Source organism: Methylibium sp. (genome assembly GCF_965279545.1).
In the GTDB taxonomy this organism is placed as follows: Bacteria; Pseudomonadota; Gammaproteobacteria; order Burkholderiales; family Burkholderiaceae_C; genus Methylibium.
The window spans coordinates 2,263,987-2,280,057 of sequence record NZ_OZ257250.1 but is presented as its reverse complement, the minus strand read 5'-3'; the positions used below and the strand labels follow the sequence as shown (position 1 = coordinate 2,280,057).

Annotated in this window: 11 protein-coding genes; 9 read left to right on the top strand and 2 right to left on the bottom strand. The window is 67.0% G+C overall.

Annotated elements, in window-relative coordinates; genetic code table 11:
* Nucleotide 1 precedes the first annotated feature (1 nt).
* The 3 genes from ACQY9S_RS10580 (at nt 2) to argJ (ending at nt 5,344) form a co-directional block, all read left to right on the top strand.
* Nucleotides 2–997 carry a M23 family metallopeptidase gene (locus tag ACQY9S_RS10580; RefSeq protein WP_428419667.1) on the top strand — a complete coding sequence of 332 codons (996 nt, stop codon included), beginning with the start codon at nt 2–4 and terminating at the stop codon, nt 995–997.
* A gap of 223 nt (nt 998–1,220) precedes the next feature.
* Nucleotides 1,221–3,989, top strand: a complete 2,769-nt coding sequence (gene secA, locus ACQY9S_RS10575) for a preprotein translocase subunit SecA (RefSeq protein ID WP_428419666.1) — start codon at nt 1,221–1,223, stop codon at nt 3,987–3,989.
* A gap of 125 nt (nt 3,990–4,114) precedes the next feature.
* A complete protein-coding gene (gene argJ / locus ACQY9S_RS10570) occupies nt 4,115–5,344 on the top strand; it encodes a bifunctional glutamate N-acetyltransferase/amino-acid acetyltransferase ArgJ (protein ID WP_428419665.1) in 1,230 nt (409 codons plus the stop codon).
* A 10-nt stretch (nt 5,345–5,354) separates the two neighbouring features.
* Here the strand turns inward: argJ and ACQY9S_RS10565 are convergent, their stop codons facing one another.
* Nucleotides 5,355–6,950 (bottom strand): sensor histidine kinase, encoded by a 1,596-nt coding sequence (locus ACQY9S_RS10565; protein WP_428419664.1) that lies wholly within the window; start codon nt 6,948–6,950, stop codon nt 5,355–5,357.
* A 154-nt stretch (nt 6,951–7,104) separates the two neighbouring features.
* A complete protein-coding gene (ugpQ, locus tag ACQY9S_RS10560) occupies nt 7,105–7,854 on the bottom strand; it encodes a glycerophosphodiester phosphodiesterase (RefSeq protein WP_428419663.1) in 750 nt (249 codons plus the stop codon).
* A 117-nt stretch (nt 7,855–7,971) separates the two neighbouring features.
* On the opposite strand from ugpQ, the gene ACQY9S_RS10555 reads away from it, so the two are divergent.
* The 6 genes from ACQY9S_RS10555 to epsF all read left to right on the top strand — a co-directional run bounded on the left by ACQY9S_RS10555 (nt 7,972) and on the right by epsF (nt 16,070).
* Nucleotides 7,972–11,886: a DUF3683 domain-containing protein gene (locus ACQY9S_RS10555; RefSeq protein ID WP_428419662.1), complete on the top strand. Its 3,915-nt coding sequence runs from the start codon at nt 7,972–7,974 to the stop codon at nt 11,884–11,886.
* Nucleotides 11,883–12,338, top strand: a complete 456-nt coding sequence (locus ACQY9S_RS10550; protein ID WP_428419661.1) for an HIT family protein — start codon at nt 11,883–11,885, stop codon at nt 12,336–12,338. The genes ACQY9S_RS10555 and ACQY9S_RS10550 overlap by 4 nt, the downstream gene beginning before the upstream one ends.
* 31 nt (nt 12,339–12,369) lie before the next feature.
* The gene (locus ACQY9S_RS10545) at nt 12,370–12,786 is read left to right on the top strand and encodes a gamma-butyrobetaine hydroxylase-like domain-containing protein (protein WP_428419660.1); all 417 of its coding nucleotides are present in this window, start codon (nt 12,370–12,372) and stop codon (nt 12,784–12,786) included.
* 8 nt (nt 12,787–12,794) lie between these two features.
* Entirely contained in the window at nt 12,795–13,526 is a 732-nt protein-coding gene (gene ubiE, locus ACQY9S_RS10540; RefSeq protein WP_428419659.1) for a bifunctional demethylmenaquinone methyltransferase/2-methoxy-6-polyprenyl-1,4-benzoquinol methylase UbiE, read from the top strand.
* Nucleotides 13,527–13,672: 146 nt separating this feature from the next.
* Complete coding sequence (gene epsE, locus ACQY9S_RS10535) at nt 13,673–14,629, top strand: polysaccharide export protein EpsE (RefSeq protein ID WP_428419658.1); 957 nt, start codon at nt 13,673–13,675, stop codon at nt 14,627–14,629.
* A gap of 13 nt (nt 14,630–14,642) precedes the next feature.
* A complete protein-coding gene (epsF, locus tag ACQY9S_RS10530; RefSeq protein WP_428419657.1) occupies nt 14,643–16,070 on the top strand; it encodes a chain length determinant protein EpsF in 1,428 nt (475 codons plus the stop codon).
* The last annotated feature ends 1 nt before the right edge of the window (nt 16,071 follow it).

Sequence of the window (16,071 nt, the reverse complement as noted above, 5' to 3'; positions counted from 1 at the left end):
TATGCAGATCATAGTGACCCACGGCCGCTACGCGCGCACCCGCGCGCTCGACCTGCCGGCCTGGAAGCTGACGATCGTGTTGACCTTCCTCGTGGCGCTGCTGCTGGCGCTGTCGGGCGCCATCTATCACTTCGTGTTCCTGAAGGCCGCGCGTGAGGGCTGGCCGGTGGTCAGCCAGGTGGTCAAGCTGGTGGTGCGCGACGAGATCGCGCAGCGCGATCGCTTCATGCGCGAGAACCTCGACGCGATGGCCTCGAAGGTCGGCGAGATGCAGGCGAAGCTGATGAAGCTCGAATCGATGGGCGAGCGTGTGTCCGGGCTGGCGGGCCTGAAGCCCGAGGACTTCCGCGGCCTGGACCGGCCGTCGCCGGCACCGTCGGGCTCGGCCCTGGGCGACGGTCGCGGCGGCCCCTACCTGCCGGTCGAATCGCCCTCGATGGTGCAGTTGAACCAGGCGATCGCGGCGCTCGACGAAGGTGCGGACCGCCGCAGCGACGTGTTCACGCTGGTCGAGTCGCGCCTGCTCGAGACGCGGCTGCGGGCGCTGATGGTGCCCAGCTCGGCACCGGTCGACGGGCCGGTGGGCTCGGGCTTCGGCTTTCGCACCGACCCGTTCACCGGGCGAGGCGCGCTCCACACCGGTCTCGATTTCCCGGCCGACACCGGCACGCCCATCCTGGCGGCTGCCGGCGGCGTGGTGCTGAGCGCCGAGACGCACCCGGCTTATGGCCGCACGGTCGAGCTGGACCACGGCAACGGCCTGGTGACCCGCTATGCGCATGCGGCCAAGTTGCTGGTGGCGCCCGGCGACCTGATCCGCCGCGGCCAGAAGATCGCCGAGGTCGGCAGCACGGGCCGCTCTACCGGGCCGCATCTGCACTTCGAGGTGCTGGTCGACGGGGCGCCGCAGGATCCGGCGAAGTTCCTGGCACAAGCCGGCCGGCTGCCGGCGAACAGCGTGGCGCGGGCGACGACGCACGCCGCGCAGGCTCGCTGACGCGAGGCCCGGCATGCCCCGCAGACGGGGTGGGGGCTCTCGGGCCGGGTGGTAGAGTTCTGGGCTGAGTGCGGCGCCGATCGGGCGCCGCTCTTGTATTCCGGAGTGCCGTCCGCAGTTGCCAGCAAGCCTGCGGCAGCGCTGTGGCGCGGTGCGATGGCCCGGCGGTTGCGGTGCATGCCGCGCTGCGGGCCGCCTCACCCTTCATCGATCGATTCCCCGCATGTTGCCCAAGCTTCTCACCTCGATTTTCGGCAGCCGCAACGAACGGCTCCTCAAGCAGTACCGGCGCGTGGTCGAGCAGATCAACGTGCTCGAGCCGCAACTCGAGGCACTCGGCGGCGACGAGCTGCGTGCCAAGACCGAGGCCTTCAAGCAGCGCGTGGCCGATGGCGAATCCCTGGATCAGCTGCTGCCCGAAGCCTTTGCCGTCGTGCGTGAAGGCAGCAAGCGCGTGCTGAAGATGCGTCACTTCGACGTGCAGCTGATCGGCGGCATGACGCTGCACAACGGCAAGATCGGCGAGATGCGCACCGGCGAAGGCAAGACGCTGATGGCCACGCTGCCGGTCTACCTGAACGCGCTGGCCGGTCAGGGCGTGCATGTGGTCACCGTCAACGACTACCTGGCGCGCCGCGATGCCGAGTGGATGGGGCGTCTGTACAACTTCCTCGGGCTGACGGTAGGGGTCAACGGCCCGCAGATGACCCGCGAGGCCAAGCAGGCCGCGTATGCCGCCGATGTCACCTACGGCACCAACAACGAGTTCGGCTTCGACTACCTGCGCGACAACATGGTCAACGAGGTGGTCGACCGCGTGCAGCGCGCGTTGAGCTTCGCGATCGTCGACGAAGTGGACTCGATCCTGATCGACGAGGCGCGCACGCCGCTGATCATCAGCGGCCAGGCCGAGGACCAGACCGAGCTGTACCTGCGCATCAACGCGGTCGCGCCGCAGCTCAAGAAGCAGATCGGCGAGGCCGACCCGCGCACCGGTGAAGGCGTGATCGAGCCGGGCGACTTCACCGCCGACGAGAAGACCCACCAGGTGGTGTTGACCGAGGCCGGCCACGAGCGCGCCGAGGCGCTGCTGGCCCAGGCCGGGCTGCTGGTCGAGGGGGCAAGCCTCTACGACGCGGCCAACATCACGCTGATGCACCACCTGTACGCGGCCCTGCGCGCGCGCCATCTGTTCCACCGCGACCAGCACTACGTCGTCCAGCAGGGACCGAACGGCGGCGAGATCGTGATCGTCGACGAGTTCACCGGCCGTCTGATGACCGGCCGGCGCTGGAGCGACGGCCTGCACCAGGCGGTCGAGGCCAAGGAGGGCGTGCAGATCCAGCCCGAGAACCAGACGCTGGCGTCGATCACTTTCCAGAACTATTTCCGCATGTACGGCAAGCTGGCCGGCATGACCGGCACGGCCGATACCGAGGCCTACGAGTTCCAGGAAATCTACGGCCTCGAGACGGTGGTGATCCCGCCCAACCGGCCGACGCAGCGCCGCGACGAGCTCGATCTCGTCTACAAGACTTCGCGCGAGCGCTACGAGGCGGTGGTCAAGGACATCCAGGACTGCTTCGAGCGCGGCCAGCCGGTGCTGGTGGGTACCACGTCGATCGAGAACTCCGAGCTGATCTCCAAGCTGCTCGAGAAGTACAAGCTGCCGCACGAGGTGCTCAACGCCAAGCAGCATGCCCGCGAGGCGGAGATCATCGCCCAGGCCGGCCGGCCGAAGGCGGTGACGATCGCCACCAACATGGCCGGCCGCGGCACCGACATCGTGCTGGGCGGCAACGTCGAGAAGCAGGTGCAGTTCATCGAGGCCGACGAGGCGATCCCGGCCGACGAGAAGGCGGGTCGCATCCAGCAGCTCAAGAACGAATGGGCCGGCCTGCACGAGCAGGTCAAGGCCGCCGGCGGCTTGCGCATCGTGGCCACCGAGCGCCACGAGTCGCGCCGTATCGACAACCAACTGCGCGGCCGCTCGGGCCGCCAGGGCGACCCCGGCGCCTCGCGCTTCTATCTGTCGCTCGAGGATCCGCTGATGCGCATCTTCGCCGGCGACCGCGTCAAGGCGATCATGGAGCGCCTGAAGATGCCCGATGGGGAGGCCATCGAGGCCGGCATCGTCTCGCGCAGCATCGAGGGCGCACAGCGCAAGGTCGAGGCGCGCAACTTCGACATCCGCAAGCAGCTGCTCGAGTACGACGACGTTTCGAACGACCAGCGCAAGGTGATCTACCAGCAGCGCAACGACATCCTCGAATCGAAGGAACTCACCGCCCAGATCGCCCACCTGCGTCGCGGCGCGATGACCGACGTGGTGCGCAGCTTCGTGCCGCTCGAGAGCGTCGAGGAGCAGTGGGACATTGCGGGCCTCGAGAAGCTGCTGCGCGACGAGTGGCAGCTCGACGTGCCGGTCGCCGCCCAGGTCGAGAAGAGCGATGCGATCACGGACGAAGACCTGGTCGAATCGGTGGTCAAGGCCGCGGACGAGGCTTATGCCGTCAAGGTGGCCATCGTCGGCGAGGAACAGTTCGCGAGCTTCGAGCGCGCCGTGCTGCTGCAGTCGATCGACACCCACTGGCGCGAGCACCTGGCGGCGCTCGACTACCTGCGCCAGGGTATCCACCTGCGCGGCTACGCCCAGAAGAACCCGAAGCAGGAATACAAGCGCGAAGCCTTCGAGCTGTTCTCGACGCTGCTCGACACCGTGAAGATGGACGTCACGCGCCTGCTGATGACAGTGCGCATCCGCAGCACCGAGGAGGTGACGCAGGCGGCCGAGGCGCTGGAGGAGAAGGCCGAGGCGATCAGCAACGTCACCTACACCCACCCGACCGAAGACGGCGGCGTGGCGGTCGAGGCCGACCTCGCCAGCGAAGTGGCCGCCCGCATGGCCGAGGTGCCGCGCGTCGGCCGCAACGACCCCTGCCCCTGCGGCAGCGGCAAGAAGTACAAGCAGTGCCACGGCCGGCTGGCCTGATCTGCCGGCACACGGGGGGCAAGACAAGGAGCCGAGGCTCCTTGTTTCGTTTCTGCCCCGGGGAGCGTGGGCACCGTCTCGAGCGCTGCCTACAATTCGCGGCCACGCCGACCCGAAAGACCGCCATGCCCGTGAACCTCGCCGCTCCGAACCCAGCCGACCTGCACCCCGTGCCGGGGGTCGAGATCGGCATCGCGATGGCCGGCGTGCGCAAGGCCGGTCGGCGCGACCTGAGCGTGATCACGCTGGCCGAAGGCGCGGTGGTGGCCGGCGTGTTCACGCAGAACCGCTTCTGTGCGGCGCCGGTGCAGCTGTGCCGCCAGCACTTGGCCGCTGACGTCGGCGTGCGCGCGCTCGTCATCAACACGGGCAATGCGAACGCCGGTACCGGCGAGGACGGCCTGGTGCGCGCGTTCTCGACCTGCGTCGCGCTGGCCCGCCGGCTCGAGATCGCGCCCGAGCAGGTGCTGCCGTTCTCGACCGGCGTGATCATGGAGACGCTGCCGTCCGAGCGCATCGAGGCCGGCCTGCCGGCGGCGCTGGCCGACCGCAAGGCCGACAACTGGGCGGCGGCGGCCGAAGCCATCATGACCACCGACACCGTGGCCAAGGCCGCGTCACGGCAGTTGCAGATCGGCGGCCGGACGGTGACCGTGACCGGCATCGCCAAGGGTGCCGGGATGATCCGCCCCAACATGGCGACGATGCTCGGCTTCGTGGCGACCGATGCGAATGTCGCCCCGCGGGCCCTGCAGATGCTGGTGCGCGAGGCGGCCGACCGTTCCTTCAACCGCATCACCGTCGACGGCGATACGTCGACCAACGACAGCTTCATGCTGATCGCTTCGTGCCAGGCCGCGCACGCCGAGATCACGGCGCTGGAGTCGCCCGAAGGCGCGGCGCTGCGCGAGGCGGTGATCGCCGTGTCCCAGCAACTCGCGCAGGCGATCGTGCGCGACGGCGAAGGCGCGACGAAATTCATCACCGTGCGCGTCGATGGCGGTCGCACCAAGGAGGAGTGCCGGCTGGTGGCGTATGCCATCGCGCATTCGCCGCTGGTGAAGACGGCCTTCTTCGCGAGCGACCCCAATCTCGGCCGCATCCTCGCGGCGGTGGGCTATGCCGGCATCGCCGACCTCGACCCGTCGCTGATCGACCTGCACCTCGACGACGTGCACGTCGCCACGAAGGGCGGCCGCCACCCCGCCTACCAGGAGGCCGACGGCCAGCGCGTGATGAAACAGAGCGAGATCACCGTCAAGGTCGACCTGCACCGCGGCGCGGCCCACGCCACCGTGTGGACCTGTGACCTCTCGCACGACTACGTGACGATCAACGCCGACTACCGCAGCTGAGCGTTGCCGCTCAACTGCGGGTCATCGGCAGCGCGAAGTAGAAGGTCGCGCCGCAGCCCTTCTCGGATTCGGCCCACAGCCGCCCTCCGAGCTTGTGGATCGCGCGGCGCACGATCGCCAGCCCGATGCCCGTGCCGGGGAATTCGGCGTCGCTGTGCAGGCGCTGGAACGGCTCGAACAGGTGCTGCGCCAACGCCATGTCGAAGCCGGCGCCGTTGTCGCGGATCTGGCACACGAGCTGACCGTCGGCCGTCGGCGCGCCGTTGAAGTCGATCTGCGCGTCGGCCTGACGGGCGGTGTACTTCCAGGCGTTGGACAACAGGTTCTCGAGGACCAGGCGCAGCAGGCTCATGTCGCCGTCGACCTTCAGACCCGATCCAATGCACACCGTCATGCCGGCACGCGGGCTCTGCTCGCGCATCGCAGTGACGATCTCCTGCGCCAGTTGACCGAGGTCGACCGGCCGATGCCGCACTTCGCTGCGCGCCACGTGGGCGAGCTTGAGCAGGTCGTCGATCAGCGACTCCATGCGGCGTGCGGACTTGCAGACGCGGTCGAGGAAACCCTGGCCCTCGGCATCGAGGCGGTCGCGGTGGTGGTCGACGAGCAGGCCGCCGTAGCCACCGATCGCGCGCAGCGGCGCCCGCAGATCGTGCGCGACGCTGTACGAGAACGCCTCCAGCCCGGCATTCGCTTCCTCGAGCTCGATGGTGCGTTGCTGCACACGCTGCTCGAGCCCGTGCAGCAATTGGACGTTCTCCATTGCGACCGACGTGGTGTCGGCAAGCGCCTGCAGCAGCGAGACCTCTTCGGATCCCAGCCGGCGCGGCCGAGCCCAGTAGTTGCCGATCGCGCCGATCGGCGACTCGCTGCGGATCGGCACCATGACCATGCTCTTGACGAAGGTCGGGCGGTAGGCGTCGATCGGCACGCGCGGGTCCTGATAGATATCGGGGATCACGGCGGGCTCGCGGTTGAGCATGACCCAGCCGCTGACGCACGCCGCCATGGGAAAGCGCCGCCCCTTCCAGAGCGGACCGATCGCCTCCTCGTCCGCGTAGTGGCATTGCTCGCCGTCACGCAGGATGAAGGTGGCACCGTCGGCCTGCGTCAGCTCGCGCGCGCCGTGCCGCACGATGGCCATGATCTGCGTCAGGCTGCGTGCCAGTGACAATTGCCTGACGATGTCGACCAGCAGCGCCTTGCCGTGCATGCGTTGCGCCAGCCGCTCGCGCTCCGACCGCGCCCGCAGGTGCTGCAGGGCCGGGGCGAGTCGCCACAACTGATTCTTGGGCACGTGGTCCATGGCGCCCGCGGCCAGCGATTGCTGCGCGCTCTGCTCGTCGGCGTGGCCGCTGACGAAGATGAACGGTGACTCCGGCTGCTGCGCCCGTGCCAGCTGGAGGGCTCGCAGGCCTTCCAGACCCGGTACGCTGCTGTCGCTCACGATCGCGTCGAAGCGCCCCTCGGCAAGGGCCCCGGTGTAGTCGTCCGCGGTGGCGACGCGGCGCCACTCGACCACGATCCCGAGGCGCTGCACGGCGCGGTGCACCAGATCGGCTTCGAACTCGTCGTCCTCGAGGTGCAGGAAATGCAAGTGTTCCATCGGGAGTGTCTCCGTTCGACGGGCTGAATCGGCCTCTGGACGAAGGCTGCGAGGGGCGACAGATCCGTGCCGCCATCGCGGTCGCCATGGTAAGGGGCCGAGGAGCCCCGGGCCCATCCCCTGTGTGTCAAACGGCAAGCGGGCGCTGATGGCCTCAGACCGGTGCTCCCAGGTCGAAATGGTCGATCGCATCCGTGATCAGCCCATCGATGCCGGCGGCGCGCAGGCGGTGGGCCTCGGGGGTGGTGTTCACCGTGTAGGACAGCACGCGCAGTCCGGCGTCGTGGGCTCCGGCGATGGCCGCGGCGTCGAGCGCGCCGTGGTGGCCGACCACGGCGACGCAGCCCAGCCCGAGCGCCGTGTCGAGCCAGCCGGGCTCCAGGCGCTTGAGCAGCAGGGCGCGCGGCAATGCAGGAGCCGTCTCGCGCGCCGCCTGCAGCGCCTCGGTCTCGAAGGAACTCAGCAGCGGCGGTGTCAGCCCGACCCACAGGCGCGCTGCCTCACGGGCCACCACCTCGCCGGTGCGGACGGCCCGGCCGGGGCTGGGTTTGATCTCCAGGTTCAGCAGCAGGCCGCTGGCGCGGGCATGGTCGGCCAGCGCACTCAGCTGCGGCAGGCGCTCGCCGCGGAAACCCGGGCCGTGCCAGGCGCCAGCATCCAGGCCGGACAGCGCCGACCACGGCAGGGCGGCGGTGGGGCCGTGACCGTCGGTCGTGCGCTCGAGCGTGGCGTCGTGCAGCAGGAAGGCTTGCTCGTCGGCGCTGAGCGTCACGTCGCACTCGGCCATGCGGAAACCGCGTGCCTGGCCTGCACGGAAGGCGGCCAGGGTGTTCTCGGGTGCGAGCTTGCCGGCGCCGCGGTGCGCGATCCAGAAGGGGTAGGGCCAGGGCGGCAGGGAGTGCATCCGGGCATGGTAGCCACCGTGCGGCCGCGGGCGCGACAAGTCCTCGGCGGCGTGGTCCTTGCTGCGCTGCGATAGCATTCGGGCCCAGGCGTGACTTGTCGTCGTCGGCTGGTGACCATGAATGCACCGCTCCCTCTCCATAGCATGATCCAGGCCGCCTCCGGCCAGACCGCGCGACTGCGCGAAATTCCGTACAACTACACCTCGTTCTCCGACCGCGAGATCGTGCTGCGACTGCTCGGTACCCGGGCCTGGGAGATTCTCGAGAAGTTGCGCGCCGAGCGCCAGACCGGCCGGTCGGCGCGCATGCTCTACGAGGTGCTGGGCGACGTGTGGGTGGTGCAGCGCAACCCCTACCTGCAGGACGACCTGCTCGACAACCCGAAGCGGCGCCGGCTGCTGGTCGAGGCGCTGCACCACCGCCTCGGCGAGATCGACAAGCGCCGCTCGGCGGGTGCCGATGACGCGGCCGCGCAGCGTGACGCGGTCGTGGGCGAGTTGCTGGCGGCGGCGCGCGAGGCGGTTCAGCGCTTCTCGCTCGGCTTCGACACCGTGGCCGAGTTGCGTCGCCACGCCCTGCGCAAGCTGGGGCGGCACACGGCCAAGGACAACGTCAAGTTCGACGGCCTGTCGCGCGTGTCGCACGTGACCGATGCAACCGACTGGCGGGTCGAGTATCCGTTCGTCGTGCTGACGCCCGACACCGAGGCCGAGATGGCCGTGCTGGTGAAGGATTGCGTCGAACTCGGCCTCACCATCATCCCGCGCGGCGGCGGTACCGGCTACACCGGCGGCGCCGTGCCGCTGACGTGGAAGAGCGCCGTCATCAACACCGAGAAGCTGGAGGCCATGAGCGAGGTCGAGTGGGTCTCGCTGCCCGGTCTCGACCAGCCCGTGCCGACGGTGTGGACCGAGGCCGGCGTCGTGACCCAGCGTGTCGCCGACGCCGCCGAGCGTGCCGGCCAGGTGTTCGCGGTCGACCCGACTTCGGCCGAGGCGAGTTGCATCGGCGGCAACATCGCGATGAACGCCGGCGGCAAGAAGGCGGTGCTGTGGGGCACCGCGCTCGACAACCTGGCTTCGTGGCGCATGGTCACGCCCGACGCCCAGTGGCTCGAGGTGGTGCGCCTGAACCACAACCTCGGCAAGATCCACGATGCCGAGCTGGCGAGCTTCGAGCTGCGCTACTTCGAGGCCGACGGCAAGACGCCGATCCGCACCGAGCGGCTCGACGTGCCGGGCCCGCGCTTTCGCAAGGAGGGTCTGGGCAAGGACGTGACCGACAAGTTCCTCGCCGGGCTGCCCGGCATCCAGAAGGAAGGCTGCGACGGGCTGATCACCAGCGCGCGCTGGATCGTGCACAAGATGCCGGCCCACACGCGCACCGTGTGCCTGGAGTTCTTCGGCAACGCGAAGGACGCGGTGCCGAGCATCGTCGAGATCAAGGACTTCATGTTCGCCGAGCAGCGCGCGGGCGGCGCGATCCTCGCCGGCCTCGAGCACCTGGACGACCGCTACCTGAAGGCGGTCGGCTACGCGACCAAGAGCAAGCGCGGCGGCCTGCCGAAGATGGTGCTGGTGGGCGACATCGCCGGCGAAGACCCCGACGTGGTGGCGCGCGCAGCGAGTGAGGTGGTGCGCATCGCCAACTCGCGCAGCGGCGAGGGCTTCGTCGCGGTCAGCGCCGACGCGCGCAAGAAGTTCTGGCTCGACCGCAAGCGGACCGCGGCGATCAGCAGGCACACCAACGCCTTCAAGATCAACGAGGACGTGGTGATCCCATTGCCGCGCATGGGCGAGTACACGGAAGGCATCGAGCGCATCAACATCGAGCTGTCGCTGCGCAACAAGCTGCAGCTGCTGGAGGCGCTGGAAGTCTTCTTCGAGCAGGGCGAGCTGCCGCTCGGCAAGACCGACGACGCCAGCGAGATCCCGAGCGCGGAGTTGCTGGAAGATCGCGTGCAGCAGGCCCTGGCGCTGCTGCGCGAGGTGCGCACGCTATGGCAGGGTTGGCTCCACGGTCTGGACGCGGTGCCGGCGGACGGCGGTCGTACCCTTTTCGTGCAACTGCAGGACCACGGCCTGCGCGCCTCGTGGAAAGTGCAGGTGAGGGCGCCGCTGCAGGCGCTGTTCAGCGGCGGCGCATTCGCGGCGGTGCTCGACGAATGCAGCCGCATCCACCAGGAGGTGCTGCGCGGCCGCGTCTGGGTGGCACTGCACATGCATGCCGGCGACGGCAATGTGCACACCAACATCCCGGTCAACAGCGACAACTACGAGATGCTGCAGACCGCGCACGAAGCGGTGGGCCGCATCATGGCGCTGGCGCGCCGGCTCGACGGCGTGATCTCCGGCGAGCACGGCATCGGCATCACCAAGCTCGAGTTCCTGACCGACGACGAGATCGCCGACTTCACTGCCTACAAGCAGCGCGTCGACCCGCAGGGGCGTTTCAACAAGGGCAAGCTGCTGCGCGGTGCGGCCCTGAAGGGCCTGGGCGACGATGTGCTGGCGGCCGATCTGAGCCATGCCTACACGCCGAGCTTCGGCCTGATGGGGCACGAGTCGTTGATCATGCAGCAGAGCGACATCGGCGCGATCGCCGATTCGATCAAGGACTGCCTGCGCTGCGGCAAGTGCAAGCCGGTGTGCGCGACCCACGTGCCGCGCGCCAACCTGCTCTACAGCCCGCGCAACAAGATCCTCGCGACCTCGCTGCTGGTCGAGGCCTTCCTGTACGAGGAGCAGACGCGACGCGGCATCAGCATCAAGCACTGGCAGGAGTTCGAGGACGTGGCCGACCACTGCACGGTTTGCCACAAATGTCTGTCGCCCTGTCCAGTGAAGATCGACTTCGGCGACGTGTCGATGAACATGCGCAACCTGCTGCGCAAGATGGGGCAGAAGAGCTTCCGTCCCGGCAATGCGGCGGCGATGCTGTTCCTGAACGCGAAGAACCCGGACACGATCAGGTTCATGCGCAGCGCGATGGTCGGCGTCGGCTTCAAGGCCCAGCGCCTGGCGAACGACCTGCTGCGCCGGCTCGCGAAGAAGCAGACCGCGGCGCCGCCCGCCACCGTGGGTGCGGCACCGATCAAGGCGCAGGTGATCCACTTCATCAACAAGAAGATGCCGGGCGGCCTGCCGAAGAAGACCGCGCGCGCGCTGCTCGACATCGAGGATGCCGACTACGTGCCGATCATCCGCGACCCGCAGGCCACCACGACCGACAGCGAGGCGGTGTTCTATTTCCCCGGCTGCGGCTCGGAGCGGCTGTTCTCGCAGGTCGGCCTGGCGACCCAGGCGATGCTCTGGCACGCCGGTGTGCAGACCGTGCTGCCGCCGGGCTACCTCTGCTGCGGCTATCCGCAGCGCGGCAGCGGCCAGTACGACAAGGCCGAGAAGATCATCACCGACAACCGCGTGTTGTTCCACCGTGTCGCCAACACGCTGAACTACCTCGACATCAAGACGGTGGTGGTCAGCTGCGGCACCTGCTACGACCAGTTGCAGGGCTACCAGTTCGACAAGATCTTCCCGGGCTGCCGCATCGTCGACATCCACGAGTTCCTGCTCGAGAAGGGCATCCGGCTCGACGGCGCCGGTGGCTACCTGTACCACGACCCCTGCCACAGCCCGATGAAGCTGCAGGAGCCGATGAAGACGGTGAAGGCGCTGCTTGGCGACAACGTGCTCGAAAGCAAGCGCTGCTGTGGCGAGAGCGGCACGCTGGGTGTGACGCGACCGGACATCTCCACGCAGATCCGCTTCCGCAAGGAGGAGGAGTTGCGCCAGGACGAGGCGGCGCTGCGCGCGACCGGCAGCGTCGATGCCCAGGGGCCGCTGAAGATCCTGACATCCTGCCCGAGTTGCCTGCAGGGCTTGAGCCGCTATGGCAACGACCTGAACAATGGCCTGCTGGAGGCCGACTACATCGTGGTCGAGATGGCACGCAGGATCCTCGGTGAAGAGTGGCTACCGGCCTACGTCGAGCGCGCCAATGCGGGTGGCATCGAGCGGGTGCTGGTGTGAACCTGCCACGTCAGCCCGGCTGCGAGCTGTGCGAGCAGCCGGGCGGTGTGCTGGTGCATCAGGGCCCCGAGTGGCGCGTCGTGCGGGTCGTCGACGCGGCCTTCCCCGGCTTTTACCGAGTGATCCGGCAGGGGCATGTCGCCGAGTTCACCGATCTCGATGCCGCGGCGCGCCGGCAGGGTATGGAGGTCGTGGCGGTCGTCGAGCAGGTGCTCAGGGACCTGTTGCAGGCGACGAAGATCAATCTGGCGAGCTTTGGCAACGTGGTGCCCCATCTGCACTGGCACGTGATTGCCCGTTTCGGCTGGGACAGTCATTTTCCCCAGCCGGTCTGGGGCCAGGCGCTGCGGGTTGTCGATCCACCGCCCGAGCGGCGCCTGCCGGTGACGCTGGAGGCCCTGGACGCCCGGATGGCGAAGGCGCTCGACGCACAGCCGGCTGCAGGCGACTAAACTTTGCTCGAACTCTTGTGGCGATGACGACATGGCTGGCCTGACCTCCGACACCCCGACCCCGACCTCCCTGACGGTGCACCAGCAGTCGCGGGTGCTCGAGATCGCGTTCTCCGATGGGGCGCAGTTCCGCCTGCCCTTCGAACTGCTGCGGGTGTACTCACCTTCGGCAGAAGTGCAGGGCCATGGTCCCGGGCAGGAGGTGCTGCAGACCGGCAAGCGCAACGTCGAGATCGTCGAACTCGAGCCGGTGGGCAACTATGCGGTGCAGCCGACCTTTTCCGATGGCCACAGTTCGGGCCTCTATGCCTGGGACTATCTGTACCACCTCGGCGTCCAGCAGGCGGCGCTGTGGCGTGCCTACGAGGCCCGGCTCGCAGCCGCCGGCGTGGACCGAGACGCGTCGATGGCCGAAGCGGGCGGTTCGGCCTGCGGCCATCATCACTGAGCGCATCGATGGGCAACACGCATTTCGGTTTCCAGAACGTCGACGAGGACGAGAAGGCAGGCCGCGTGCGCGGCGTGTTCGATGCCGTCGCGTCGAAGTACGACGTGATGAACGATCTGATGTCGCTCGGCCTGCATCGTGCCTGGAAGGCCTACACGGTCGCCGTCGCGAACGTGCGCGACGGCCAGCGGGTGCTGGACATCGCAGGCGGCACCGGCGACCTCGCACGTGCTTTCGCGCGCAAGGTCGGCGCGAGCGGGCTGGTGGTGCACACTGACATCAACGAAGCCATGCTGCGCACCGGTCGTGACCGGCTCATTGACGAAGGATTCGTTCTGCCGACCACGATCTGCGACGCGGAGCGCTTGCCTTTCGCGGGCGGCAGTTTCGACGTGGTCAGCGTGGCCTTCGGTCTGCGCAACATGACTCACAAGGATCTGGCCCTGGCCGAGATGGCCCGGGTGCTGAAACCCGGCGGACGTCTGCTGGTGCTCGAGTTCTCCAAGGTCGCCAAGCCGCTGGAGAAGGCTTACGACTGGTACTCGTTCAATGTGTTGCCGCGGCTCGGCCAGTGGGTCGCGGGCGATGCCCAGAGTTACCGTTATCTGGCTGAGTCCATCCGCATGCATCCCGATCAGGCGACCTTGAAGGCGATGATGAAGAATGTGGGTTTCTGTCATGTCGATGTGCATGATCTCACTGGTGGAGTGGCTGCACTGCATGTCGGGCTGAAGGTTTGAGTTGAGTACTTTGGCATCCCGGCGCGGCGCGCTGCGGGACGATGGTGAGTACCGAAGACGAACTGCGCCGCGGCTTCGTGCTGAAGTGGGCATTCGAGCGGCTTGTCCCCCTGACTCAGGGACTGGGGCGCTGATCCGGGCTGCTTATGATTCAGGTTGCTGTTGTGGCAGGCAAAGCGGCGCTGGCGGCGACATTTCACGAGGGCTTGAAAACTGATGATCTGCATGACAGTGAGTGCTCAGGATCGGTGGCGATTGGAGGTTTTATGAGGTGGTCTTTGAACGGCGTATGGCGACTTGCAGGCATGGTTCTCGTTTGCTCGCTGTCGCTTTTCGCTTTGCGTCCCGTGGGGGCGCAGGCGGTTCCGCCGATCTCGAAGGAGGAATACCGCCTGGGCATAGGGGATGTCCTGCGAATCACGGTGTTTCAGAACCCGGAGCTGACCCTGGAGGCCCGCGTATCCGAGAGCGGTGTCGTGAGCTATCCGCTGTTGGGTTCTGTCAAGCTGGGGGGGCTGTCGCTCGGTCAGGCCGAAAAACGGATCGCCGATGGACTGCGTGACGGCAATTTCGTCAAGCAGCCGCAGGTTTCGATCCTCGTTGTGACGGTCCGTGGCAGTCAGGCGTCAATCCTGGGTCAGGTGAACAAGCCTGGTCGTTATCCGCTGGAGCAGGCGGACACCAAGCTCAGCGATCTGCTCGCGCTCGCTGGAGGCATCGCCCCCAATGGCTCGGACACTGCAGTGGTGTCCGGGCAACGCGATGGCAAGACCTTCCGCAAGGAGGTCGATGTGCCGTTGGTGCTGGCTGGGCGGCAAAGCGAGGACATGATCATCCAGGCCGGCGATGTGGTCTTCATCGATCGCATGCCCATGGTTTACATCTACGGAGAGGTTCAAAAACCAGGCGCATTCCGGCTCGAGCGTGACATGACATTGATACAGGCGCTCGCCGCTGGAGGTGGCCTGACCGTGAGGGGCACCGAGAAGGGGCTGCGCGTCAATCGCCGTGGGCCGGACGGCAAGGTGAAAACGCTGACCCCGGCCATGGATGACACCTTGCGCGACGGCGATGTTGTCTATGTTCGTGAAAGTCTGTTCTGAGGCAGGTGCTGCTATGACGTTCGGCCAATTCATCTCCATACTGCAAGCCCGCTGGAAGTTGGCGTTGGCAGTCGTGCTGACGATCGTGACGACGGCGGCTGTGATCAGCCTGCTGCTGCCGAAGCAATATACGGCGAGTGCTTCGGTGGTACTGGATATCAGCCCGGATCCGTTGTCGGCCGCGGGCTTTGGCGGAATGGCTTCGCCGGCTTACATGGCAACGCAGATCGACATCTTGCAGAGCGATCGGGTTGCGCGTCGCGTGGTCGGTATGCTGAAGCTTGCCGAGAACACTGACCTGCGTGGCAAGTGGATGCAAGCCACCGAGGGCCGGGGTGACCTGGAGGCGTGGGTTGCAACATCTCTGCGCCAGGGGCTCGACGTCAAGCCGGCACGTGAGTCCAACGTGATCAACGTGGCTTTCCAGGCTCCCGATGCGAGCTTCGCAGCGACAACGGCCAATGCCTTTGTCAAGGCATACATCGACACAGTGCTCGATTTGCGTGTGGACCCTGCAAAGCGCTACACGAACTTCTTCGATACGCGGTCCAAAGAGCTGCGGGAACAACTGGAGGCCGCGCAAGCCAAGCTGTCGGAGTACCAACGTCGCAAGGGATTGATCGCGACCGAAGAGAGGTTCGATTTCGAGACCTCGCGGTTGGCGGAGCTTTCCGGCCAGATCATGGCAGCGCAATCCATCGCGGCTGAATCGACTGGGCGCCAGACTGCCGCTCAGGGTCGTTCTGCAGACCAATTGCAAGATGTGCTCACGAATCCTGTGGTCGCGGCGCTGAAAGCCGATCTCGCCAGGGGAGAGGCTCGCTTGCAGGAACTGAACTCAAGGCTGGGTGACGCACATCCGCAGGTGGTGGAAGCCAAGGCCAACAATGCTTCGCTGCGCAGCCGGCTTGAAAGTGAAATCCGGCGTGTCACCAGCGGTGTCGGCGTTACCAATACGATCAATCGGCAGCGTGAAGGCGAGTTTCGCGCCGCGTATGAAGCTCAGCGCCAGAAGGTGCTTCGCATGAAGGAGCAGCGCGATGAGGCCGCCGTATATCAGCGAGAAGTGGAGAACGCTCAGCGCGCTTACGACAGCGTGCTGAACCGTTACAACCAGACATCGTTGGAGAGCCAGACGACGCAGACGAACATCGGGGTGCTGACTCCTGCGGTTGAGCCGTCGTGGCCTTCGTCACCCAAGTTGGCTTTGAACGTCGCCCTTGCCGCATTTGTCGGCGCGCTTCTGGGGATCGGCTTGGTGGTCAGCCTAGAGATGATGAATCGGCGTGTCCGCAGCATCGACGATGTCGTCCAGACTTTGGGCTTGCCTGTGCTCGGCGTTCTTTCCGGTCCTGATCGAGGCGCTCGCTCACAGACCCAGTCGTTGTTGGCCCGCCAGGTGCTGGGTCAGCTTCCGATGTCCGCCTCGAAGAAAGCATGAC